The sequence below is a fragment of the Pantoea sp. Mb-10 genome, from assembly GCF_021272205.1.
GTDB lineage: Bacteria > Pseudomonadota > Gammaproteobacteria > Enterobacterales > Enterobacteriaceae > Pantoea.
Map to the genome: position 1 here is coordinate 285,328 of NZ_JAJSDX010000003.1, position 21,316 is coordinate 306,643.

The following is a 21,316-nucleotide window of genomic DNA, read 5'->3' on the forward strand; positions in this document are numbered from 1 at the left end:
GACGTAGGAAGGCGTAATTAGCCCAGCATGCCCAGCACCATCTGGCCCATGCCGTTGGACTGCTTCAGCATCATCTGGCTGCTCTGCATCAGCATCTGCTGACGGCTCATCTGCGAGCCCTCTTTGGCGAAGTCGGCGTCGCGAATATTGCCGAGGCCAAGGTCGGTGTTGTCTTTCATGTTGGCGAGGTTGGCGGCGGTGTGGCCCAGGCGGTTGATGTTGGCACCCAGCGCCGAGCGGATCTCGCCTACCGCGTTCAACGCGTCAGTCACACTGGTAATCATGCCGCTTGCGCCGCTGGCCAATGTACCCGAAGCAAGGGTGGTAATCGCAGAGGCGGTCGCCGTCAATTGCCCACTCAGATCCACCTGCAGGGATTCGCCAGCGGTAGCGCCAATCTGGAAGTTCATGGCTGCTCCCAGCTTGCCACCCGATGCCGCCAGCAGTTTTTCCGAACCGTAAGCGGTATTGCCCATGATGTTGCCCAGCTCGCTGTTAAGCGCATCAAACTCGGCCTGCATCGCCTTCTGATCTTCCGGTGAGGTGCTGGTGGCATCCGCCGCCTGCGTAGCCAGATCTTTCATGCGGAACATGATGTTGGACACTTCATCGAATGCGCCCTCTGCGGTCTGCAGCATCGCCGTGGCTTTGGTGATGTTGTCTTTGGCCACGCTCATCCCGCGCGACTGTCCTTCCAGACGTGTCGCAATCTGCAACCCTGCGGCATCATCGGCTGCGGAGTTAATGCGCTTGCCGGTGCCCAGACGCTCCATGGCGGTACTGAGGGCGGCATTTGCGCGGTTCATGGAGTTGGTGGAAGACATTGCGGATGAGTTAGTAAACAGCGTTAACATAGAGATGACTCCTGATAATTTTCAATAAATTGTGCTACAAGCATCAGGAGAAAACGGCACACTATTTTGGCACCTTAAGCAGCAACGAGATATTTACAATAAAAAAGTTTCGCCCGTAATAATGACTCACAGCATCAACGGAATAATTTAAAAATTAAGCGACACAGCAAAATTTTATGAAATGAATGCGTTTAAAAAAGCGCACTCCTCATTCATTTATTCCTGCACGCTAATGCATAAATCGGTTTTTTATAAGAAACGGGTATTTAATATCCATGGATTTACCCCTCTATTTCATTTTCCTTATAAAATTTTAAGGCCGAACTTGTTTTGCAACGCGAGTTAAGGCAGAATTTTGTCAATTAATGCGTTTTTGTAGCATCCTATTGACTGCTCTTCTTATTGAGATATCTCCCACCATGGCCGCACATTGCGTGATTAATCACTGGCTCGTCGATCGCGACAGCGCCTCACTTATCCATCAGGAAAGTGGCGAACAGCGCAGGCTGGGAGAGTATCAGCTGAAGTTACTGCTCGTACTTATTGATCATGCCGGACAAATATTATCGCGCGAGGAGTTAAATCAGCTGGTCTGGGAGCGACGCGTCATTGGGAACAATAGCCTGCCCAATGCCATCCATGCTCTGCGCGCCGCGCTGGAAGACGATGGCAAACAACAGCGCATCATCAAAACGTTGCCGAAAAAAGGCTATATTCTCGATACGGAATTTTGTCAGTTCATTACGCGGCATGAAGATGAACATGCCGCTGCGCCACCAGAAGACATTTCTCTCCCACCCCGCGCTGGAGATGAAAGTCAGGCCCTGCTCTTAGAAAACAAACCTGCTCATCGCGAGCTGACCGCACCAGCAGGCCCGGAATGGGCGGTGGCGGTAACGCAACCGACAACATTACGTCTTCGCGTCTGGAAAACACTATTTGCCAGCTTGCTGATCATACTCGTGCTAATTACGGCAATGATTGTGCATAATATGCGGCACACGAAGCTGCATTTTGAGCCGGTGAATATTGAAGGCGTGAGCCAAATTCGTTTATTGCACCTTGTCTACGTACCGGCCAGAGAAAATATTACGCCTCAGGATATACACAAGCTGCTGGGGGATTCGTTGCGCCAACTTAATGGCTCGCTGCGGCAACGTAATGCGCGCATGGATATCTATACGGCTTTGCGCGGCAGCACGCTGAGTTTGACGCTGAATATCTTTACCCCCTGCGCACACCAGCAACTCGCTATGGGGATCGCGGCCGCCACGACCCACGCAGAGGCAATGCGTAAATTGATTGTTGAAGAGACAGAGAGAAAACTGAATGAGATGGCCCCTTGCGACAAGTAGTCTGCTGATCGTCACGCTTCTACTGGCGGCGGCCGCCTGGCACTTCAACTGGCTGCCGCTGCACCAACCTGCTTTCGATCCACACTTTCACGGTGAGGTGGGCGAAATAGGGTATTACGATCTCAATACCGATCACCGTGAGCACTATTCGACGTTTTTATCTACGCGCGATAACGCGGTCAAAATTGAGTTTACCAGCCGGGAAGATCGGGAATTCAGAGCAGAAATAACGTTCATACCGCAGATTGCCTCACCGGTGGGGTACGTGTATCAATACATTCCTAATGTCTATAAAGCCAGCCAGCCGCATCGGCTGTTACAAAGCAACTTTTCGTTTATGGCCCACAACGGCGTAACGGTTAACAGCCTGACCTTTGAGGGACACCGCGTCGTGATCACCCCCTCTGGCTTGATCATCCGTCAGTGACGGCAAGGTGAGCACACTGGCGCTCACTGACGGCTGAGTACATTTCTCACCGTGGTCACCGCCAGATTCGCCTGCGCACCCAACGCCTTTGCCACATCGAGATAACCCGGCGCGCGCAGCTGCTGCGCCACGCTCTCGGCGGTATGATATGCCTGCCCGCCCGAGAGAGTGGCCATGCTGTCAACGCGCTGCTGAACCTGGCCCAGCGTCCGCACTAACTGTTGCCGTTGCTGCGCAATGTTCGCCAGCGCGCGGTGAACGTGCGTTTGCAGCGCACCGGAACGGTCGGAATGGGCCAGCGCCCGCGCAATAGTGTCGTCCAAGGTGTCATCGGCCAGGGGTTTGAGCGGAAAAAACTGCCCTTGAGGATAGCGCACGCCCCCGCCCTGAACGCTCAGGTGATTCGCCACACGCGGCCACTGCGCTTCGTCCACTTCAAACAGCAGGTCGTGCTGCGCCGTGATTTTACCGTGAATGCCCCATTTGCCCAGCGCCTGATTCAGGCCAATCAGCGTTTGCTGCGGCGAACTGTCGGCGGCGATCGCCGCAGCGCTCAACTCACGCCGATCGCCCGCCAGCGAAAAAACGATCACCTCCGACTTCGCAGGGTTCAACAACGCCTTACCGTCTCGCAGCTGAAAGCTAACCTGCGGTTTTCCCTCTAGCGTAACCTGCAACTGACGATTGACGCTGTTCCCTGACAGCCGCGAGCGCTGCGCGAGAAGCGCCTGCGTCTGTTGCAATTGGTGCAGCCTGCCACCGCGTCGATCTGACGCCTGATCGAGCCTCAACAGCTGGTTTTCTGCGGCGTGCAGAAAACGATCCGCCATTTGTACCCGGGTGAGCTGATGATTGAGCTGCACGTTATAGCGCAGCGGCTGCGAAGAGATCAGCGGCGCGTCAGGAAAATGCGCGCGCCGCCGCGCCGCCGGGGCCTGCTCGCGAAGCGGGTTTGCTTGTAGACGGGCGCTGCGCGCGTAATCCTCGCGAAGCACCGGTGCCGACAGAGTGTCCACGTTAATCATGACGCTTACCTTAGGTTAAACAGCGACAGCGTCGCGACCTGACCATAGGTCTTGTAGGCCGCCTGAGAGGCCAGGGTGTAGCGGTTCAAATCCAGCATGGCGCCCGCCATGTCCAAGCCTTCCAGTTGCTGAGTCAGTTCCTCATGGATGAGGGCCTTATCAGCATGCGCATCCTGCAGCAAGGTGAGACTGTTTTGGCGCCCGCCCAGATCGGTAAAAAGGCGCGTCACGTTGTCGAGCGTGGTTTGTGATTGCGCAAGCATCGCGGTGATGTCCGCGCTGTAACTCCCCGCCGGTAGCGCCGGATTCGCCATTTTCCCCAGCAGTGTCTCAAGCTGATTCAGCATCTTCATATCGTCGCCGAAACTGGCCGCCAGATCGATATTCGCAGGCACCGTCACGCCGTTGCTCACCGGCGTACTGACGCCGTCATGGTTACCCTGATAGATCCACGCGCCGCTGCCGGCATCGCGCACCACGGGCGCACGATCGGTCACGGTGCCCGCAAACAGATAGCGACCGCTCTCATCCCGGCTATTTAACTGGGCAATCAGCGCTGATTTCAGGGTCTCAAGTTCAGCGGCAAAGCCTCCCATATCTTCCGCGTTGTGCTGGGCGCTGTTGGCCTCGCGCAGCGTATCCAGCATGCTTAACAGCAGATCGCTGCTGCCCTCCACCTGGGTTTCCTGCAGGCTGAGCGAATGGCTCACTTGCGTAATGTTGTGCTGATACTGACGGGTTGCCGCCTGCTCCCGGCGGAGTTGAGACAGCTGCGCGCTGGCGACAGGATCGTCCGACGCCACCCGTACCCGCTTCTGCTCGGCAATCTGCGTCATTAGCGTATTAAGTTTGCCGTTGTTGACCTGCAGATTGCGCATCAATGTCGTACCAAAATTCAGAGAGGAGACTCGCATCGTTTGTCCTTAAAAGAGCGCCAGCAGATCGGTGAATATCCGATCGCCCGTGGCGATCACCTTCATGTTGGCCTGATAAGCTTGGGTGTACTGCGTGAGATTCACATACTCTTCGTCGTAATCCACCGCGCTGAGGTTATCCCGTTCGGTCTCCGCGTTCTGCAGCCATGCCTGCGCGGCACTGAGTTCGGTCTGATTCTGTCGGCTTTTAATGCCTACGGCGCCGATCATCGCGTTACTTGCCTCATCCAGCGTGGCGGGTGGCTGGCCCGCGATGCTAAAGCGCTGCTGCTTGATGGCGAGGAGATCCAGCAGGTTCTGGTTGTTGCCCGGCGCGGTAGGATCGGCAGAAAACGCCAGCTCCTCTGCCGTAAGCGCGTTGACCTGCAGCATGCCGGTGGGATGATTGGGATTAAAATTAAACAGCGGTTTGCCCGCGTTCCCCTTTAAATCAAACCCTTTTGCCAGCCGATCGTTAAACGCCTTTGCCATTGCTTCAGCCATGCCGCCAAGACGCGCTTCGCTGCTGTCGAGGGTATCGACCTGATAATCGTGCATCGCCCCCAGCTGACCGCCGGTGGCACTGTCGATCTCATAGGCGCTGCCCGCAAAGCTGAGCTGAAGAACGTGCGCGCCGCTGGCGTTGCGCTGCATGGACAATGCGCCCACCTCACTGCCGCTGACCAATGGCTGCCCGGAAGGGAGCGTCAGCGTATATTCGCCGGTCTCGCTCTCCTGCACGCGGATATCGAGATAACCACTGAGTGCGCGTACCTGCTCGTCGCGCTGATCGCGCAGGATGCTGGCATCCCCTCCTGCCGCCACGGTCTCTTTGATGCGCGCGTTGTAGTGGGCAATGGCTTCGCTGGTATGATTAATAGAAGCGGTAAGGTCACGCTGTTGCTGCTCACTCTCACTGCGCTGCTGCTGTAAAAAGTTCTGAACGTGATTAATGCGCGTGGCCAACGCCTGCGCTTCGCTGAGGACCGTCTGCCGCATCGCGTCGCTGTCGGGCTTTTCCGTGGCGCCGCTTAGGGCAGCAAAGAACGTATCCAGCCCGTCACCCACGCCGGTATTTTCCGCACTTAACAGCGTCTCCAGCGCGCCAAGGTAGCGCTGGCTACTGGAAAAATAGTCGTTCTGGGTGTTAGCGCGCCACACCTGACCGATGCGGAATCGATCGGCGATGCGCTCAATGCCGCTCACCTCAACGCCGCTGCCGCTAAACAGACGCTCGACGCCCGCCGGCCCGATAGCATTCTGCTGAATACGTTGGCGACTGAAGCCTTTGGTTGCCGCATTCGCGATATTCAGCGCGGTGACGTTCATGCCAATACGCGCCGCGCTCGCACCGCTGTAACCTATGTTAATGATGCTCATGTTCTGTCTCGCCGTTACTGTGTCTGATTAAGCAGAGCGACAAACGAAGCCCGCTCTTAAGATGAGGAGGGGGAAAGCTGCCGGATAAGCAAATCGGCGATCCCGGTGCTGCGCTGGCTCGCCAGCTGCTGCGCCAGAGCATCATCGAAAAAATCGCGGATATGGCGCGCTTCACGGCTGCTAAAAAAGCCCTGCTCATCCGCCATGGCATCCGTACTCTGGCGCATGGCCGCAAGCATATTGCGTAAAAACAAGGCTTCAAATTGCTCGGCAGCCTGCTCAAGGCGCGGCGGTGGTGCTGCGTCAGAAACCGAGGCAGCTGCGGGCGCGACTGCCGAATAACGTGTATGAATATTCATCACATCACCACCAGTTCCGCATCCAGCGCGCCGGCCTGATGCAGCGCCTGCAGGATCGCCATGATATCGTCCGGTGCTGCGCCAAGGCTGTTGATGGTGTTGACGATACTGCGCAAGCGGGTGCCGGCCGAGATCACCACCATATTGCCGCGTCCGCGATCGACGCGAATGTCACTTTCCGGCGTCACGGCGGTGTCGCCCGCGCTGAGCGCCCCCGGCTGGCTCACGTTGCTGCGTTCGTTAATGGTCACCGTGAGGTTGCCATGCGAGACCGCCGCCGCACGAACCACAACGCCCTCTCCCATGACGATGGTGCCGGTGCGGGCGTTGAAGACCACGCGGGGAGGCGCTTTGCCGGCGTTGATCTCCACCGTCTCCAACAGCGACATAAACGCCACGCGGGCGGAGGCCTCACGCGGCGCGTGTACCGACACCGCCGTGGCACTTTTCGCCACGGCGGTGTTGGCACCGAACGCCTGATTCAGCGCCACGGCAATGTTATTCGCCGTGTGAAAGCTGGGCCGCTTGAGGTTCAGCATGACGTCGCTGTTATCCTGAAAATCGCTGCCCACCGCCCTCTCCACGGTCGCCCCGCCCGGAATACGCCCGACCGTGGGCGTATTCACCGTGAGGCTGGAGCCACTCTCTCCCTGCGCGCTGACGCCGCCAACGATCACGTGTCCCTGCGCCAGAGCATAGACTTCGCCGTCGGCACCGCGCAGCTGCGTCAGCAGCAGCGTGCCGCCGCGCAGGCTTTTGGCATCGCCAATAGATGAAACGGTGACGTCGAGGGTTTGGCCCGGCGCGTAGAGAGAAGGCAGCGTCGCGCTGAGCGCTACCGCCGCTACGTTTTTCACTTTAGGATCCCGTTTCCCCGGCAGCTGTACGCCAAACTGACGCAGCATGTTGCCCAACGATTGGCCGGTAAATTTCACCTGACTGCGGTCGCCGGTACCATCCAGCCCGACCACCAGGCTATAGCCCACCAGCTGATTTTCACGCATCCCCTGTACGTCAACCAAGGTGCCGAGCGGCTGTGCGTGCGCGCTTTTCACCCCAAAAAAAGCGCTGCCCAGTACGAGCGGCAGCAAAAGGCGCATTAAAACTTGCGGCATTGTCAGCCCCTTAAATCGGAAAGAGTGGATGGTTAAACAGGCGCGTCAGCCAGCCCGCCGCGTTCGCATCGCTGAGCGCGCCGCGTCCGGCATAGGTGATACGCGCATTGGCAATGCGCTGTGAAGAGAGGCTGTTGTCACGTTCAATGTCGTCGGCGCGGACCAGCCCGGTGACGCGCACATATTCATCGCCCTGATTCAGGGTGAGCCACTTTTCGCCGCGTATCAGCAGTATCCCGTTCGGCAGCACCTTGTGCACCGCCACCGAGATGGCGCCACGCAGCATGTTCTGCTGGGCAGACGTGGCATTGCCGTTAAAATTCCGGTTGCCTTTCACCGCGCCGCTCAACTGTTCGAAGGTTTGTCCCAGCAGTGACGGCGCCCCCACCTCAAGCGCATTTTTTTTGCCGAAGTTCGTGCGGGCCTGCTTGCTGGACTGCGTGGACTCTTCCAGGCGCACGGTGAGGATATCCCCGACGCGATAGGCACGCCGATCCTGCATCAGCGACCACGCGTAATTGGCCTGATAAAGTCCCCCGCTGTGCGCCTGAGGCGCGGGCTGCTCCCACGCCTCAGGCGGAGCAAAGGCGGCATCGTCTTTGTGCGCCAGCAGCGCCGGGCTTTCACACCCGGCCAGCAGCAGCAGTAGCGCCAGGCGGGTTGTTTTCATCAGTTTCATGGATCATTTCTGTGTTGAAGAGCAAACGGAAGACGCGCTTCCGCCCGAAAATTACATCTGCTGCGTGACAAACTTCAGCATGTCATCAGCAGCCGACACCATTTTGGCGTTCATCTCATAGGCGCGCTGGACGGTGATCATCTCCACCATCTCCTCCACCACCTGCACGTTCGATCCTTCGAGTGAGCCCTGTTCCAACTGCCCAAACGCCTCTTCACCGGGCACGCCCTCTACCGCTTCGCCGCTGGCGGCGGTTTCGCGGTATAGGTTGCCGCCAATGGACTCCAGGCCAGCCGGATTCACGAAGTTCACCAGCGTGATCTGGCCCAGCTCTACCGGTTCGGCTTCACCTGCGACGCTGGCGCTTACCGTGCCATCTTTGCCAATGGTGAGCGTTTTACTGCCTTCTGGCAGCGCGATTTGTGGAATCAGCGCAAGCCCTTGCGCATTAGTCAGCACCCCGTCAGCGCTGATTTTCAAATTGCCGGCGCGCGTGTAAGCGATATCGCCGCTGGCGGTTTCAACCTGCAGAAAGCCCTGTCCGGTAATGGCCACATCCAGCTCCTGCTGGGTATTACTCAGAGTGCCCTGCGTAAACTGCTTCTGCGTTCCCACAATTTTGACGCCGCTACCAAACTGCACGCCGCCGGTGGCGGCGCTACTTTGATCCAGCTGACTGCCCGGCGCGCGCTGAGTTTGGTAGAAAAGATCCGCAAAAATGACGCGATCGCGCTTAAAACCCGTGGTGTTTACGTTTGCCAGATTATTTGAAATGGCGGCCATTTTGGCGTCCTGTGCCGCCAGGCCGGTTTTACTGACCCAAAGAGCAGGATTCATCACATTTTCCTTTTAGCTTGCACGAAGCAGACGATTTCCCGACTGCGCGAGGGTGTCTGCGGCTTTCATCATTTTGATTTGCGCCTCAAACTGGCGGCTAAGGGCCAGCGTCTGCACCATTTCATTGACGGTCGACACATTGCTGGCTTCCAGATGCTCACTGACAATCTGCACCTGCTCGCTGTGCGCGGCGGTGGCCCGGGGGCCAACCAGCCAGCCGTCATTGTTTTTACGCAGCTGCGCGTCCGGCAGCGACACCAGCTTGATGCGCGCAACGTCCTGCGCGGCGGCGACGTTGCCGTCTTCGGGGATCACGGTAATGGTGCCGTCGTTGCCAATCGCCAGCTGGGAAAACGGCGGCAGCTGAATCGGCCCGTCTTCGCCGAGCAGGGGTTTTCCGCTGATAGAGAGATTGCCCATGTCGTCGATATCAATGTGGCCATTGCGGGTATAGCGCTCTCGCCGCCCGTCGCTGACCGCAATCAGGCCCGCACCCTGAACGGCAATGTCCAGTTCGCGTCCGGTCTCCTGCAGCGTCCCCGCCGCCATATTGATACCGCCGTTTTCGCTGCTGACCAGGTAACGGCTGGCGTATCCCGCCCCCGCCACCGCCGTGGCGGTAGCGCGCTCCAGGTCGGCGCGGAACCCTTGGGTATTGGCGTTGGCCAGATTGTTGGCGTGAATGCGCTGCTGCACCAGGCTGCGGTTTGCGCCGCTGACGGCGGTATAGATCAGGCGATCCATACTTACAGCGCCTGGAACAGCGCGTTCATCATCGCGTCGTTGGTGGAGATAACTTTGGTGTTCGCCTGATAGTTACGCTGGGCGCTCATCAGACTCACCAGCTCAGCGGTCATCTCTACGTTGGAGTCTTCCAGCGCGTTAGATTTAATGCTGCCATTCAGCCCCGTTTTTGGCGCGCCAAGAATCGGTTGCCCGGAGGCGTTATTGGCGGACCAGGCGGTGCCATCCTGGGCGTCCAGCCCGTTGGGATTGCTGAAGTTTGCCAGCACCAGCTGCCCCTGTAGCAGGCGCTCACCGTTGCTGTAAGTGGCGTAAATCTTGCCGTCATCGTCAATCTGTTCGCCGTTTTTTTCCCCGGCGGCATAGCCATTGGGGCCATTTTTAGCGACGTTGAACGCCGATCCAAACTGGCTGCTGCCGGTGTAATCCAGCGCGATACTCAGCGGATCCGCCCCGCCGATGGCGGCACCGAGGGGGGTGGGTCGGGTGGGTAAGGTCAGTGCGCCGGCGGTGTTAAACGTCAGCGGCTGGCTTGCGGGCGTCGCGGGCTGGCCGTCGACGAAATAGTGGGCTTCCCACTGGTTATCCGCGGTTTTAACAAAAAATTGCTCCAGGGTGTGCTCCCGGCCCAGCGAGTCGAACACTTTGCTACTGTAGGTATTGTTGTAGGAAGTGCTGTCGTTCTTGTCGAAGGTCGTCGTTGCGGGCAGCGCGCTTTTCGCATCGAGGTTGCTCACAAAACTCAGGCTATCCGTGGCTTTAGCGGGAAGATTACCCGCATTGATGCGCAGATCGCTCACCACGCCCGTTTGCAGTTGCCCGCTGGCATCCACGCCATAGCCCTGCAGGCGTTTGCCTTGATTGTTGATAAGAAAACCGGTGCTATCCACGCCCATGTAGCCCGCGCGGCTATAGCTGATGCTGCCGTCGCTGTCCTGGGTCATGAAGAAACCGCTGCCGGCGATCGCCAGGTCAAGCCCGCGCCCGGTGGCGGTGATGCCCCCGTTTTGCGTGATGCTCTGCGAGAGGCTATTTACGCCTACGCCCAACGGCTGGCCGCCCGCGTACAGCGAGGAAAACTCCGCCCGCATGGATTTGTAGCCCACGGTCCCGCCGTTAGCGATATTGTTGCTGATGGCGCTCAGCTGTTTTGTCACGGCATTGAGGCCGGATGTAGCAATGGAAAAACTCATGATAAGTCCTTAGGAAAAGTGGCGTGACGACGTATCACGCTTGCTGTCGAACTGACGGAGCTGGTTGTAATCGACATCCCCCAAGCCGGTGATATTGAGCTTGGCTGCACCGGTCTGGGCGTCGAATCGCACGCTATTAACAATGCCGGCAATCTCAATGCCAATGCCGCTCTCGGCGGTGTCGGTCACGACGCTCAGGCTGTAGTCGCCTTCGGCCAGGCCCAGCGCCGTCGGGTCGATCGTGAAGGGCACATCGCCCGGCTTCTGACTGCCCAGATCCAGCGTGGTGACGTTCCCGGTGCTGTCTGTCATCTGCAACGTGACGTTGCTCGCCGCATGCTGCAGCGTGAAGCGGCCTTCCACCTTCTGCCCGTCCAGCTGAACGCGCTCGTTCTGGGCGAACACGCGCTGACCGGGCAAATTCGACATCCCCAGCATGTGTAGATTTTCGCCGGCATAAAACAGCGCGGTCAGGGTCTCTTTCATCCCCTGCATCGACTCCATCTGCGACATCATGGAGAGCTGGTTGATGTAGTCTGCGCTGTCGGTAGGATTGGTAGGGTCCTGATTCTGGATCTGTGCCACCAGCAGGGTGAGAAACAGATTACTGACGCTGCCGTTTTGCTGCGGCGCTGAAGGGGTGCCCTCGCCGCCAGTGCGGCTGTTGTCCACGCGCATCATCCGCCCTCACCCAGACGCAGCAGACTCTGCTGCATGCTTTTGACGCTGTTCAACACCTCTACGTTGGTTTCAAAGTTTCGCGAGGCAGACATCATGTCGGCCATCTCCTCTACGGTATTGATATCAGGATAAAAGACGTGCCCCCGGGCGTTCGCCAGCGGGTGGCCGGGTTCATAGCGCCGTATCGCGCCGCCGCTCTCCACCACGTCCAGCACCTGAACGCGCGCGCTGGCCAGCGCGGATGAGGACACTAAGCCGCTTTTTTCATACAGCGCCGCAAACACTGGCCGCCGCGCTTTGTAGGCTGCCGCCTCGCTGGAAGCCGGAGAGTCTGCGTTCGCCAGGTTACTGGCGATGGTGTTCAACCGCACGGTCTGCGCCGTCATAGCAGAAGCAGAAACGCGGTAAATATCATTAAAAGACACGGTTATTTCCCTTCGATGGCCTGATGAAGGCCGCTGAATTTACCGCTGAGAAAGCGCAAGCTGGTTTGGTAATCCAGCGCGTTTTTCGCAAACTCAGCCTGTTCAACATTGAGCGTCACGGTGTTCCCGTCGGCTGCCGCCTGGTAGGGCACCCGAAAGCGAATTTCCGGCGGCAGGTCAAAACCACTTTTTTGCATTGCACGTTGCATCTCAGCGGCGAAATCAATATCTTTAGCCTGGAAATTCGGGGTATCCACATTTGCCAAATTGGCCGTTAACAGCTCTGCTCGCGAAAGTCGAAGCTGTAATGCGGCGGGATGCACCCCCAAAGCCTTGTCAAAACTTATCCCCATTTCGTCCTCCTGATACGTGATGTCTACACGCTTAAGCAATACGCGTGCCAACTATTTAACGTATTGATTTTAGAGGATTAAAATGAAAATCACGCCCGCAGCACGGAATCCCCGTTTCCGCTTCCTCCCGCTTGGCCTTCTGCTGTTATCCGTCCCGCTGATGGCTGCCCAGCCTGCGCCGAAAAGTGCGCGCAAGCAGGTTTATCAGCAGGCGGTTGCGCTGGCCTCAGCGGACCTGTCGCGCATTGGTCAGGTACACAACTGGCCAACCTTCACCAGCAAGCTCAACGTCTTCATTCCCGGCGAGGTAGACGCCCTGGCGCGCTGTGCCCGCCCGCTGACGTACGCGTTGCCAGCCGGGAACACCGCGCAGCTGGCGAGGCTGCGCTATGACATTCGCTGCGGCGATCCGCAGGGCTGGGAGCTCACGGTAACGGTCAAGCCCGACGTCTGGCTGCCGGTGCTGGTCGCTAAAAAGGGGCTCACGCGCGAGCACGTGCTGACCGCCAGCGATGTGGTGATGAAAAAGCGCAATGTCGTGACGCTGCGCGACGGCTTTATGACTCAGCCCGATGAGGCTATCGGCTTGATGTTGAAAAAACGGGTGCGCGAATTCCAGGCGATTACGCCCGCGCACCTGACGCAGCCGCTGTTGATTTCGCGCGGCCAGCAGGTGCTCATGCTGGCGGAACAGGACGGCGTGCAGGCAAAAATGCTGGGAGAGGCGATGAAAAACGGGCGCAAAGGCGAGATCATCAAGGTACGCAATGTGCAAAGCCGAAAGACGGTGAGTGCCCAGGTCGCCGATCGCGGCGTGGTGCGGATGCTGATGGCGCCAGGCACGCCCTGACAGGCGGAATTTAAGTTTCCGCATGACCGTGTCGTTATGCAGGGGCATGCTGAAATCGACGTGAGGACATAATGAAGATCAACCCGAACGCTACACCCGTCACCCTGGGCACGCCGTCCCTCGCCACCGTGCAGGATGTCGCCGCTTCCGCTGACGCGCCCTGCGTACCGCACACGCCTGCTGAAGACGCCGGTCGACTGCAGACCGCCCGCGATCAACTGCGTGACATGCCGGAAGTGGATGCCCCCTTCGTCAGTGCCATGCAGGATGCGCTCAAGGCTGGCCAACTGCGGGTAGACACGGCGCAGCTGGCGCAGGCCATGATGGACTTTTACCGTAAATGAGTGACACCCGTGAGCACGTCAAAGCCCTGCTACTGGATATTAAACACGATACGCAGCGCTACGATGCGCTACGGCTATTACTGCAGCAGCAGCGAGACGCCATGATCGGGTGTAATACAGATACCATTCAGCAGGTTAACGCCGCGCTACTGCCGCTTTACCAGCAGCTCGCGGGCTCTGCGCAGCGTCGTAGCGATATCCTGCAAACGCTGAGACTCGCAAACGACAGCCAGGGCATGGCGCAGCTCCTGCGCTACCTGCCCGTCTCGCTGGCGCAGCAGGTGGAAAGCTGGTGGCGCACGCTGGAAAACAACGCCCGGGCGTGTCAGCAGTTAAACGAACGTAATGGCATCTTGCTGACGATGCAGCAGGAAACCCTGGAAAGCCTCACCGGCGAGCCTTCGCGCACCTTTCTTTATACCCGCTAAAAGAATGCCGCGCCGATGCGCGGCACACCTCTTACTTCAACAGAGATAATCCCACCAATAGCGCATTATCCTTCTCTGGCGTGGGCAGCGCCTCACGATGCCAGGCGGCCAGCAGGGCCACCAGCTTAGGCTCGTCCACCTCACACCCGGCGGACAACAGCTGGCCGACTAACAACTGAAGGCTAAAGACGCTTTGGCACAGCTGCAAAAACGCCCTTTCCCATTCCTCTGGATCACTGCCGGGAAAAACGTGGTGCCACACGTACCACCGGAGATAGTTACGCCACAGCGTGTCGTGTTCGGCCAGCCAGGCGTCGAACGGGATATTCGCGCGCTGCGCGCTCAACTCGCCGAGCAGACGCGCCTCTTCCAGTGAACGCAATTCGCTCAGGATCATCATCAGCATCGTGCCGGTTCGCGCGTCGAGTGTGGCATCCAGCCGTCGCGATCCCAACTGACGCATAGCGGCTATCGCATAGCTATCAATAAGGGGTAAGGTGGCAAAGGCCTCCCTGAGCACACCGCCTTCCATCAGCGCCTGCAACTCATCCCCCAGCGCGTGGATAGCCTCTGCAGTCGGCACCTGCTGGCCGCGGCTGATTAAGATGCCGAGCGCATACAGCGTTTCATTCAGCGGGCGTGCGCTATTGAGCAGCGTGCGGTAGACCTGTTGGTTAAGCGCGTAGAGACGTGGGCAACAAGGGGACAGCGGTAGCGGTTCGGTGGTCTCGATGTGCATATCGAACGCATGGGCATCACGTAAAATCACCGCCGCGGCGCTGTCGCAGCGCAGATCCCAACTGAGGCGCTGCTCATTCTGCCAGCGTATCTGGTGCAGCGGTTTTTGCCCCTGGCAACCGGAACAGGTGCAGGACCAGTGCGAAGCCGCCTGCTGCACAATATAGCCAGGCGTAAAAAGATGGGCGGTATTCATACAAACTCCTGTGAGCCGGCTTGGGGCACAGCGCCAATTTTGCGGAAAAAGCGCGCCGTTGCCGGTTCGCCATTGATGGTTTCATTGTGGAAAAACAGACCGGGATAGAGCGCAAACCAGCGCAGATCGGCGGTGATAAGGTGGTTATCTGCGTCGGGGTGCGCCAAACGCGCCTGAAGCGCGGCGTAGGCCGGCTGGTTCACGCAGCAGGCCAAATGCGGCAGCGCCTGAGCGTGTGCCGCCACCACTCCGGGCAGCTGGGTCAGCGGCCAGCCGGCCATCAGTTCAGCGCCCAAATGGAAACCGTCCCAGCCAACGTGGGGCAAGGCGCGCAGGAGTCGGTTCAGCGCATCGATACCGCGTTGATGACGGATCCACGTCATACGACTATCCAGTAACAGATAGTTCGGCCAGCTTTCCTGCTGCGCGCGTTGCAGGACCGCCGCGTGGGTTAATCGCTCATGCGCCAGCGGTGCCATAGAGATCAGACGCCCCGCAGGCAGACCCGCATCCAGCAGCTGCTGGCGCAGCGCGGCGTTTTCACCAATCAGCACCACGCGATGGAAAAAGCCCCAGTCTGGCTGCTGCGAGAGCGGCGCCTGATGCAGACGCTGATAAAAGCTGCGCAGCAGGGGGTCCGGCACGGCCTGTTCCAGCGTGATGGCCTGGGCTTTGCTGCTCGCCAGCACAAAGTCTTTGTCAAAGGTGTTACGGCTGTGCGACACGCACAGAATGCTGCGCCACGGGTCAAGCTGCAGCACCGGCACCGTAAAGCCACGGGTAAAGCTGCCCTCTTCGCCCAGCGTCACGCGATCGTCATAGCGATGGCTGCGCAGATAGTTGCGGTGGTAGGCGAATGTGCCGTTCAGGGCGTGGCGCGGCCCGGCGCTGACGGTCATAAAAATCTGATTGATATGGCTGTACCACACCGGCAGGGTGTCGCAACCGGCAAACAGGGCGTTATGACGGCGCATCTCGTTAACGGTGTAGCGGATTTTATCCGCAGGGTAGAAATCATCGTCGTCCATGCAGATGATGTATTCGCCCTGCGCCAGCGCGTTAAGGCGGTTGCGTTTGGCACCAATCGGCAAACGCTCCGGCAGATGAAAGTAGCGTACCCGTTCGGGATAAGGCGCGTAGCGCGTCAGTTCTGCCACCCATTCAGCGTGGCTGTGCGGTGAGTCATCAAGGATCACCAGCTCACGCCGTTCGGCAGGATAGTCCTGGTACTGAAACATGTAGAGCAGGTAAGGCAAAAACTCGGCGCGGTTATAGGTTGGCGTCACCACGCTCACCAACGGGAACGTCTCTGGCAACGCGCTCGGATGTCGCGACATCAGCGCGGTAAACAGATCGCGGCTCATGCTTTTTGCCTCCGATTACGCAGCCAGCATTGCAGCGCGCAATCGTCCGTAAGCGCCTGCTGCTGCCGCTGCGCCTCCTGCGCCTGCGCGTCACGCTGCTGCGCCAGCATCAGCGCAAAGCGCTTTTCTTTGCAGGCCTCGTCGAGCAGCTGCGCCTGTAACACCTGCTGCTGCTGTTCAGCCAGTTGCACGGCCTGACGCTGCCCGTTCACCAAACGCTGGAGGTGCGTTTTATAACGCGCCAGATTACCGAGCTGAGCAGGCTCCATGCGGGCCGAGATCTCGCCCAGCCGGGTTAAGGCTTCAATGTTGCTGTGGTAGCGCCGCACCTGCTGCTGCTGCTGCGCCAGCTGGCTTCCCAGCGCGTCAACGTTGCGTGCCCGCAGGTCGCGAAGCTGTGACAAAGTCACAAGAAGAGAGGGTCTGTTCATATCAACCTTTATGGCTGGCTCAAGGCCAGCAGTGCGTCAATGGCGTCGGCCAGCGCGGCAGGCTGTTCAACCGGCTGACAAAGAAACTGGGTGATGGCGGGAAAGAGTCGCACCGCGCGATCGGCTTGCGCATCCACACCCGCCACGTAGCCACCCAGCGGCAGCAGCGGCTTGATGGCCATATAGTCGGCGTAGAGCTGCTTCAGCGCGCGCGCCGCCTGCTGATGCGCGGGTGCGGTCACCAGACTCATACAGCGGCTGATGCTTTGACCGATATCAATTGCAGGGTAATGTCCCGCTTCCGCCAGCTGGCGCGTTAAAACAATATGGCCATCCAGCACGGCGCGCGCGCAGTCAACGATGGGATCCTGCTGATCGTCCCCTTCCGCCAGTACGGTATAAATGGCCGTCATGCTGCCCGCGCCGTCGCTGTTCCCGGCGCGCTCCACCAGCCGGGGAATGATGCCAAAGGCCGAGGGCGGATAGCCTTTGGTGGCAGGTGGCTCACCGAGCGACAGGGCGATTTCGCGCTGCGCCATGGCGTAGCGCGTGAGTGAATCCACCAGCAGCAGCACGTCATAACCGGCGTCGCGATACCACGCGGCCAGCGTGTGACAAAGCTCGGTGGCTTTAAGGCGCATCAGCGGTGATTCATCGGCAGGTGCCGCCACCACCACCGATTTCGCCCTGCCCACGGCCCCCAGGGCGTGCTCAATAAATTCCTTCACTTCGCGTCCGCGCTCGCCAATTAATCCGACGATCACCACTTGTGCGCTGGTGGCGCGGGTGATCATGCCGAGCAGCACGCTTTTACCCACGCCCGACCCGGCCATCAATCCCACGCGCTGACCTTTGCCGATGGTCAACAAGCCGTTGATGGCATTCACACCCACGTCAAGCGGTTCTGACACGGCTTTGCGCGTCAGCGGGTGGATCTGCGTGGGCCGAACGGGAAGCACCGCCGTGCCGCCGGGCTTGGGCTTGCCGTCGAGCGGTTCACCAAGGCCGTTGACGACCCGTCCCAGCCAGCTCTCCCCGATCATCAGCGCGTTCTGTTCCTCTTCCGGGAACACGCGCGCGCCCGCGATTAACCCAGCGGGCGTTTTGTAGGGCATCAGCCAGGTGGTCTCACGGTCAAAGCCCACCACCTGCGCCGCCAATAACGTACCGTCTGCCTGTTCAATACTGCATCGCTGTCCCACTACCAGACGGCAGCCAACGCACTCCAGCAGCAGGCCGCTGACGCGTACCAGCCTTCCGGCAACGCGCGCCAGCGGAATGTTGTTCAACGATTGCAGCAGGTGTTCAACGGTGCGCGTCATCACGGTTCCGGCTCCGTATCCGTCTGTTCAGGGCCGGCTAAATTCTCTTGCAGCACCTTGAGGCACTGACTCAAACGCTGGTTGCAGCCGATATCCATTTCATTGTCATCGGTGAGGATGCGGCATTCGCCTGGCGCCATCTCACCGTCCGCCACCAGCCCCCAGCGCGCGGCTTTTTCAGGCTCCAGCGCGGTAATACGCGCAAACTCCTCGGCGTTCAGCAGAATACGTATTGTCGTGGGTAACGTGGGCAAGCTGGCCAGCGCCTCGTCGATCAGCGCCAGCAGCTGCGTCGGCTGGAGTGCCAGCTCGCAGCGAATCACCTGGCGCGTGACTTTTTCCACCAGGGCGACAAGCTCCGTTTTGCGCTGCTGCGCCTGTGTTTCTGCCAGCGCTTGCAGGCGCGTTGTCAAGGCATCAAGCGGAGCCGCCGCCGTGAGAAAGTGCGCCAGCGCCTGCTGCTTGCCCGCCTCAAATCCCAACGGATGGCCCGCTTCACGCCCCTGCTGCAGACCGTCCTCGTACCCCTGATTTTTCCCCTGCGTCAGCCCTTGAGCAAAGCCTTCGCTGACGCCCTGCTGAAAGCCATCCAGACGCTGCCGCGACGTGGCCTCAGCCGATCCCTCGTTATCCAGCCCGGCTTTACGCAGCGGCGGAAATTGGTGCAGGCGCATAGGTTGACGAGCCATCGCTTATTCCACCGTCTGTTCGCTGAAAAGCTGCACCTGAATGTCGCCGCTCTCTGCCAGCTCACGCACGCGCGCCATGATCTCTTTGCGTACCTGCTCAATGCGCGTAATGGGCACCGGTCCCAGCCGGGCGGTGGTGGTTTGCAGTAGCTGGACCTGACGACGCGGCATGGCGTCATAGATGGCCTGTCGCAGTACCGTCTCAGTGCCCTTTAGCGCCACCGCCCACTGCTCCATCGGCACCGCCTCCATCAGACGCTGCAGCACGCTGCTACTCTGACGGCTGAGAATAAAGAACTCATACATCTCACTTTTTAGCTCATCCGCCACGGCTTCATCGCGCTGCTCAAGCTGCGACAGAAGCGCCTGTTGATTATTGCTAATGCGATTAACGATATTGGCAGCCTGGCGAAGACCCTGCACTTTTGAGCCATGCTCGGAGAGTACTGCGACGCCGCGGTCAATAAGTCGATCCAGCTCATCTACCACATCGCGATTGATGTCATCCAGCCGTGCCACGCGATAGAGGATCTCGTTTTGGCGCGCCACCTCGAGCTGAGCGAGCACCCCGGCGGCAACATCAGGCGGTAAAAAGGCAAGAAACACCGCCTGCAGCTGCAAATGCTCCTGGTCAATCATCGCAGCAAGCTGCGGCGTATCCACCCACTGCAAACGCGCCATCCGGTGACGGATTTCATCGCCGTAAATACCGTTGATCACGCTGCGGGCAATTTCACCGCCCAGCGCGCGCTCAAGGATATTGCGCAGATAACTGCGCGACGCGCCGTTAATACCGCTCTGCTCGCGGTAGTCCTGAAAAAACGTATTGATTGCAAGGCGCGCGTGCGTGACTTTGACGCCGTGCAGGCGCGCCATGGTTTCAGAAAGCCGCAAGACCTCCTCGCGGCTCATTTTTCGCATCACCTGTGCGGCCGCCTCTTCGCCGATGCTGAGCAGAACGATCGCAGCATGTTCCAGCCGCGAACGGGTTTTCTGCCCTTCAGAATGTTTGGTGCTTTTACTTGCTGCTGCTTCGCTCATTGCTGCTGACCCACTGTTTCAACACGTCGGCGACGCGATCGGTTTCGCTCTGCGCCAGGGTTTGGAGGTAATTGATTTTGGTTTCAAGGCCGGAGCCCTGCGGCGGCAGATCGTCGCCGCTGAAACCACTGTTGGGCAGCAACGGCGCATCCTCATTTTTTGCCTCGTCTTCAGCGGGTTCTGCCAATACCGGCGGCGAGGGTTGCGGTTGACGCGCCACGCGGCGCATCATCGGCAGCAGTCCAAACAGCGTCACCAGCAGCGCCAGTAGACCGATTCCGCCGCGCTCCGCCCACTGCAGCACGCTGCGGCTCTCCCACCACGGGGGCGTGTGCTCCACCTCAACCGCTGGCGGGTTGAATGCCATCAGCGCCAGCGATAGGGCATCGCCACGCTGACTGTCAATGCCCGCCGCTTTGGCCAGCAGCGCGTTCATTTCCGTCTGCTGCGCCGCGCTCCAGGCTTTTACGCTGGTGGCGTTCTGGTTGAGCAGCACCGCCACCGTGAGTTTTTGCACGGCAAATCCGGCATGCTGAATGTGGCGCACATCGCGATCCCATTTGAATTCACGCTGCGCCTGGCTGCGACTGGAAAGGGAAGCCGTCTCTTTGGCCGGGGCCGCCGTCACGGGACGATTGCTCAGTGAGCCGGGAATACCCATCGCGAGCGGTTCGTTACTGTTGTCCTGCGACAGCTGCTCGCGGGCAACGCGTGGCGCATTCAGAAAACGCTCCTGCGTCTCTTCTATCTGGCTAAAATCCACGTGCGGCACGACGCTGACGCGAAAGTTTTCGCGCCCGACAATCGGCAGCAGCAAATTGGCGATGTTGCGCTCTACCTCTTCACGCATCTGCTGCACTCGCTCGCGGCCCCGGCGCTGATCTCCCCCGGCGTGCGCGTGCGCGATGTTAGCCGAGAGCAATGTCCCCTGCTGATCCACCACGCTGACCCGTTCGGGCGACATACCCGGTACGCTGCCCGCCACCAGGCTCACGATGGCGCCCACCTGCTCATCATTGAGATGACGGCCGGACTTGAGGCGCACCATCACCGAGGCGGTGCTGTTGGGCTTATTCGCCAGCACAAATGCGCTGCTCTCGGTGATCCCCAGATGCACGCGCGCATAAGCCACGCTCTCCAGCGCCATAATGCTTTGCGCGAGTTCCCCTTCCATGCTGCGGCGCAGGCGCACATTTTGGATAAACTGGCTGCTGCCTAGCATCTCCTCTTTATCCATGAGCCCATAGCCCTCCGGCGAGAGGGCCTTAATGCCCTTTGACGCCAGCGCCAGGCGCGCGTTAGGCAGGTCGTTCTCACGCACCAACAACACGCCGCTGTCGGGCGCAACGCGATAGCGCATCCCCGCGTCGCTCAGGGCCGCGACCACATCGGCCATCGGTAGGTTCTCCTGCGAGCCAAAGAGTGCAGTCCAGCGGTTATTGCTCTGCCACAGCAGCGCCACCACCACCGCGGTAATCACCGCCGCAATCGCAGCAGGCAGAAGCCATCGCTTGATGACGGCTGGCGCAGTCGCTGACAGCTGTGACGCGAGTTTTTTCAGCACAATCGCTC

25 protein-coding genes are annotated in these 21,316 nt (G+C 59.3%); 5 read left to right on the top strand and 20 right to left on the bottom strand.

Translation table 11 applies throughout. From position 1 onward, the window contains the following. Positions 1–17: 17 nt before the first annotated feature. Positions 18–854 carry a flagellin gene (locus LU196_RS07305; protein WP_232758535.1) on the bottom strand — a complete coding sequence of 279 codons (837 nt, stop codon included), beginning with the start codon at positions 852–854 and terminating at the stop codon, positions 18–20. Positions 855–1,273: 419 nt separating this feature from the next. Here LU196_RS07305 and LU196_RS07310 point away from each other — a divergent pair, with 419 nt between their 5' ends. Next, complete coding sequence (locus tag LU196_RS07310; RefSeq protein ID WP_232758534.1) at positions 1,274–2,209, top strand: transcriptional regulator; 936 nt, start codon at positions 1,274–1,276, stop codon at positions 2,207–2,209. Further along, positions 2,184–2,636: a hypothetical protein gene (locus LU196_RS07315; protein WP_232758533.1), complete on the top strand. Its 453-nt coding sequence runs from the start codon at positions 2,184–2,186 to the stop codon at positions 2,634–2,636. Before LU196_RS07310 ends, LU196_RS07315 begins: the two co-directional genes overlap by 26 nt. 23 nt (positions 2,637–2,659) lie before the next feature. On the opposite strand, the gene LU196_RS07320 is transcribed toward LU196_RS07315, so the two are convergent. The 12 genes from LU196_RS07320 to LU196_RS07375 are packed head-to-tail and all read right to left on the bottom strand — an operon-like array spanning position 2,660 to position 12,341. Beyond that, positions 2,660–3,661 carry a hypothetical protein gene (locus LU196_RS07320; protein WP_232758532.1) on the bottom strand — a complete coding sequence of 334 codons (1,002 nt, stop codon included), beginning with the start codon at positions 3,659–3,661 and terminating at the stop codon, positions 2,660–2,662. A gap of 5 nt (positions 3,662–3,666) precedes the next feature. Continuing rightward, positions 3,667–4,575, bottom strand: coding sequence for a flagellin/flagellar hook associated protein (locus LU196_RS07325; protein WP_232758531.1), 909 nt, complete (start codon positions 4,573–4,575; stop codon positions 3,667–3,669). 9 nt (positions 4,576–4,584) lie between these two features. Further along, on the bottom strand, positions 4,585–5,955 hold the full coding sequence (gene flgK / locus LU196_RS07330; protein ID WP_232758530.1) for a flagellar hook-associated protein FlgK: 1,371 nt from the start codon (positions 5,953–5,955) through the stop codon (positions 4,585–4,587). Positions 5,956–6,011: 56 nt separating this feature from the next. Next, a complete protein-coding gene (locus LU196_RS07335) occupies positions 6,012–6,314 on the bottom strand; it encodes a rod-binding protein (protein ID WP_232758529.1) in 303 nt (100 codons plus the stop codon). After that, positions 6,314–7,414, bottom strand: a complete 1,101-nt coding sequence (locus LU196_RS07340; protein ID WP_232758898.1) for a flagellar basal body P-ring protein FlgI — start codon at positions 7,412–7,414, stop codon at positions 6,314–6,316. The genes LU196_RS07335 and LU196_RS07340 overlap by 1 nt, the downstream gene beginning before the upstream one ends. A 25-nt stretch (positions 7,415–7,439) precedes the next feature. After that, positions 7,440–8,099, bottom strand: coding sequence for a flagellar basal body L-ring protein FlgH (gene flgH / locus LU196_RS07345; protein WP_232758528.1), 660 nt, complete (start codon positions 8,097–8,099; stop codon positions 7,440–7,442). A gap of 60 nt (positions 8,100–8,159) precedes the next feature. Then, a complete protein-coding gene (flgG, locus tag LU196_RS07350; RefSeq protein WP_232758527.1) occupies positions 8,160–8,945 on the bottom strand; it encodes a flagellar basal-body rod protein FlgG in 786 nt (261 codons plus the stop codon). A gap of 12 nt (positions 8,946–8,957) precedes the next feature. Next, entirely contained in the window at positions 8,958–9,689 is a 732-nt protein-coding gene (locus LU196_RS07355) for a flagellar basal body rod protein FlgF (protein WP_232758526.1), read from the bottom strand. 2 nt (positions 9,690–9,691) lie between these two features. Further along, positions 9,692–10,882, bottom strand: a complete 1,191-nt coding sequence (gene flgE, locus LU196_RS07360) for a flagellar hook protein FlgE (RefSeq protein WP_232758525.1) — start codon at positions 10,880–10,882, stop codon at positions 9,692–9,694. A gap of 9 nt (positions 10,883–10,891) precedes the next feature. Beyond that, positions 10,892–11,563 (bottom strand): flagellar hook capping FlgD N-terminal domain-containing protein, encoded by a 672-nt coding sequence (locus LU196_RS07365; RefSeq protein ID WP_232758524.1) that lies wholly within the window; start codon positions 11,561–11,563, stop codon positions 10,892–10,894. Further along, positions 11,560–11,988 carry a flagellar basal body rod protein FlgC gene (gene flgC / locus LU196_RS07370; protein ID WP_232758523.1) on the bottom strand — a complete coding sequence of 143 codons (429 nt, stop codon included), beginning with the start codon at positions 11,986–11,988 and terminating at the stop codon, positions 11,560–11,562. Before flgC ends, LU196_RS07365 begins: the two co-directional genes overlap by 4 nt. Before the next feature lie 2 nt (positions 11,989–11,990). Beyond that, positions 11,991–12,341 (bottom strand): flagellar basal body protein, encoded by a 351-nt coding sequence (locus LU196_RS07375; RefSeq protein ID WP_232758522.1) that lies wholly within the window; start codon positions 12,339–12,341, stop codon positions 11,991–11,993. Positions 12,342–12,423: 82 nt separating this feature from the next. Here LU196_RS07375 and flgA point away from each other — a divergent pair, with 82 nt between their 5' ends. The 3 genes from flgA (at position 12,424) to flgN (ending at position 13,963) form a co-directional block, all read left to right on the top strand. Further along, a complete protein-coding gene (flgA, locus tag LU196_RS07380; protein ID WP_232758521.1) occupies positions 12,424–13,191 on the top strand; it encodes a flagellar basal body P-ring formation chaperone FlgA in 768 nt (255 codons plus the stop codon). Between the two features lie 71 nt (positions 13,192–13,262). After that, positions 13,263–13,535, top strand: coding sequence for a flagellar biosynthesis anti-sigma factor FlgM (gene flgM, locus LU196_RS07385; RefSeq protein ID WP_232758520.1), 273 nt, complete (start codon positions 13,263–13,265; stop codon positions 13,533–13,535). Next, positions 13,532–13,963, top strand: coding sequence for a flagellar protein FlgN (gene flgN / locus LU196_RS07390; RefSeq protein ID WP_232758519.1), 432 nt, complete (start codon positions 13,532–13,534; stop codon positions 13,961–13,963). Before flgM ends, flgN begins: the two co-directional genes overlap by 4 nt. Before the next feature lie 31 nt (positions 13,964–13,994). On the opposite strand, the gene LU196_RS07395 is transcribed toward flgN, so the two are convergent. Genes LU196_RS07395 through fliF form a run of 7 tightly spaced genes read right to left on the bottom strand, consistent with a single transcriptional unit; the run spans position 13,995 to position 21,308 of the window. Continuing rightward, a complete protein-coding gene (locus LU196_RS07395) occupies positions 13,995–14,897 on the bottom strand; it encodes a hypothetical protein (protein WP_232758518.1) in 903 nt (300 codons plus the stop codon). After that, on the bottom strand, positions 14,894–16,261 hold the full coding sequence (locus tag LU196_RS07400; protein ID WP_232758517.1) for a glycosyltransferase family 2 protein: 1,368 nt from the start codon (positions 16,259–16,261) through the stop codon (positions 14,894–14,896). The genes LU196_RS07395 and LU196_RS07400 overlap by 4 nt, the downstream gene beginning before the upstream one ends. Then, complete coding sequence (gene fliJ, locus LU196_RS07405; RefSeq protein ID WP_232758516.1) at positions 16,258–16,692, bottom strand: flagellar export protein FliJ; 435 nt, start codon at positions 16,690–16,692, stop codon at positions 16,258–16,260. Before fliJ ends, LU196_RS07400 begins: the two co-directional genes overlap by 4 nt. A gap of 8 nt (positions 16,693–16,700) precedes the next feature. Further along, complete coding sequence (gene fliI / locus LU196_RS07410; RefSeq protein WP_232758515.1) at positions 16,701–18,014, bottom strand: flagellar protein export ATPase FliI; 1,314 nt, start codon at positions 18,012–18,014, stop codon at positions 16,701–16,703. After that, the gene (fliH, locus tag LU196_RS07415) at positions 18,014–18,703 is read right to left on the bottom strand and encodes a flagellar assembly protein FliH (RefSeq protein ID WP_232758514.1); all 690 of its coding nucleotides are present in this window, start codon (positions 18,701–18,703) and stop codon (positions 18,014–18,016) included. Before fliH ends, fliI begins: the two co-directional genes overlap by 1 nt. Positions 18,704–18,706: 3 nt before the next feature. After that, positions 18,707–19,744, bottom strand: a complete 1,038-nt coding sequence (locus LU196_RS07420; RefSeq protein WP_232758513.1) for a flagellar motor switch protein FliG — start codon at positions 19,742–19,744, stop codon at positions 18,707–18,709. Beyond that, entirely contained in the window at positions 19,722–21,308 is a 1,587-nt protein-coding gene (gene fliF, locus LU196_RS07425; RefSeq protein ID WP_232758512.1) for a flagellar basal-body MS-ring/collar protein FliF, read from the bottom strand. The genes LU196_RS07420 and fliF overlap by 23 nt, the downstream gene beginning before the upstream one ends. Positions 21,309–21,316 lie beyond the last annotated feature (8 nt).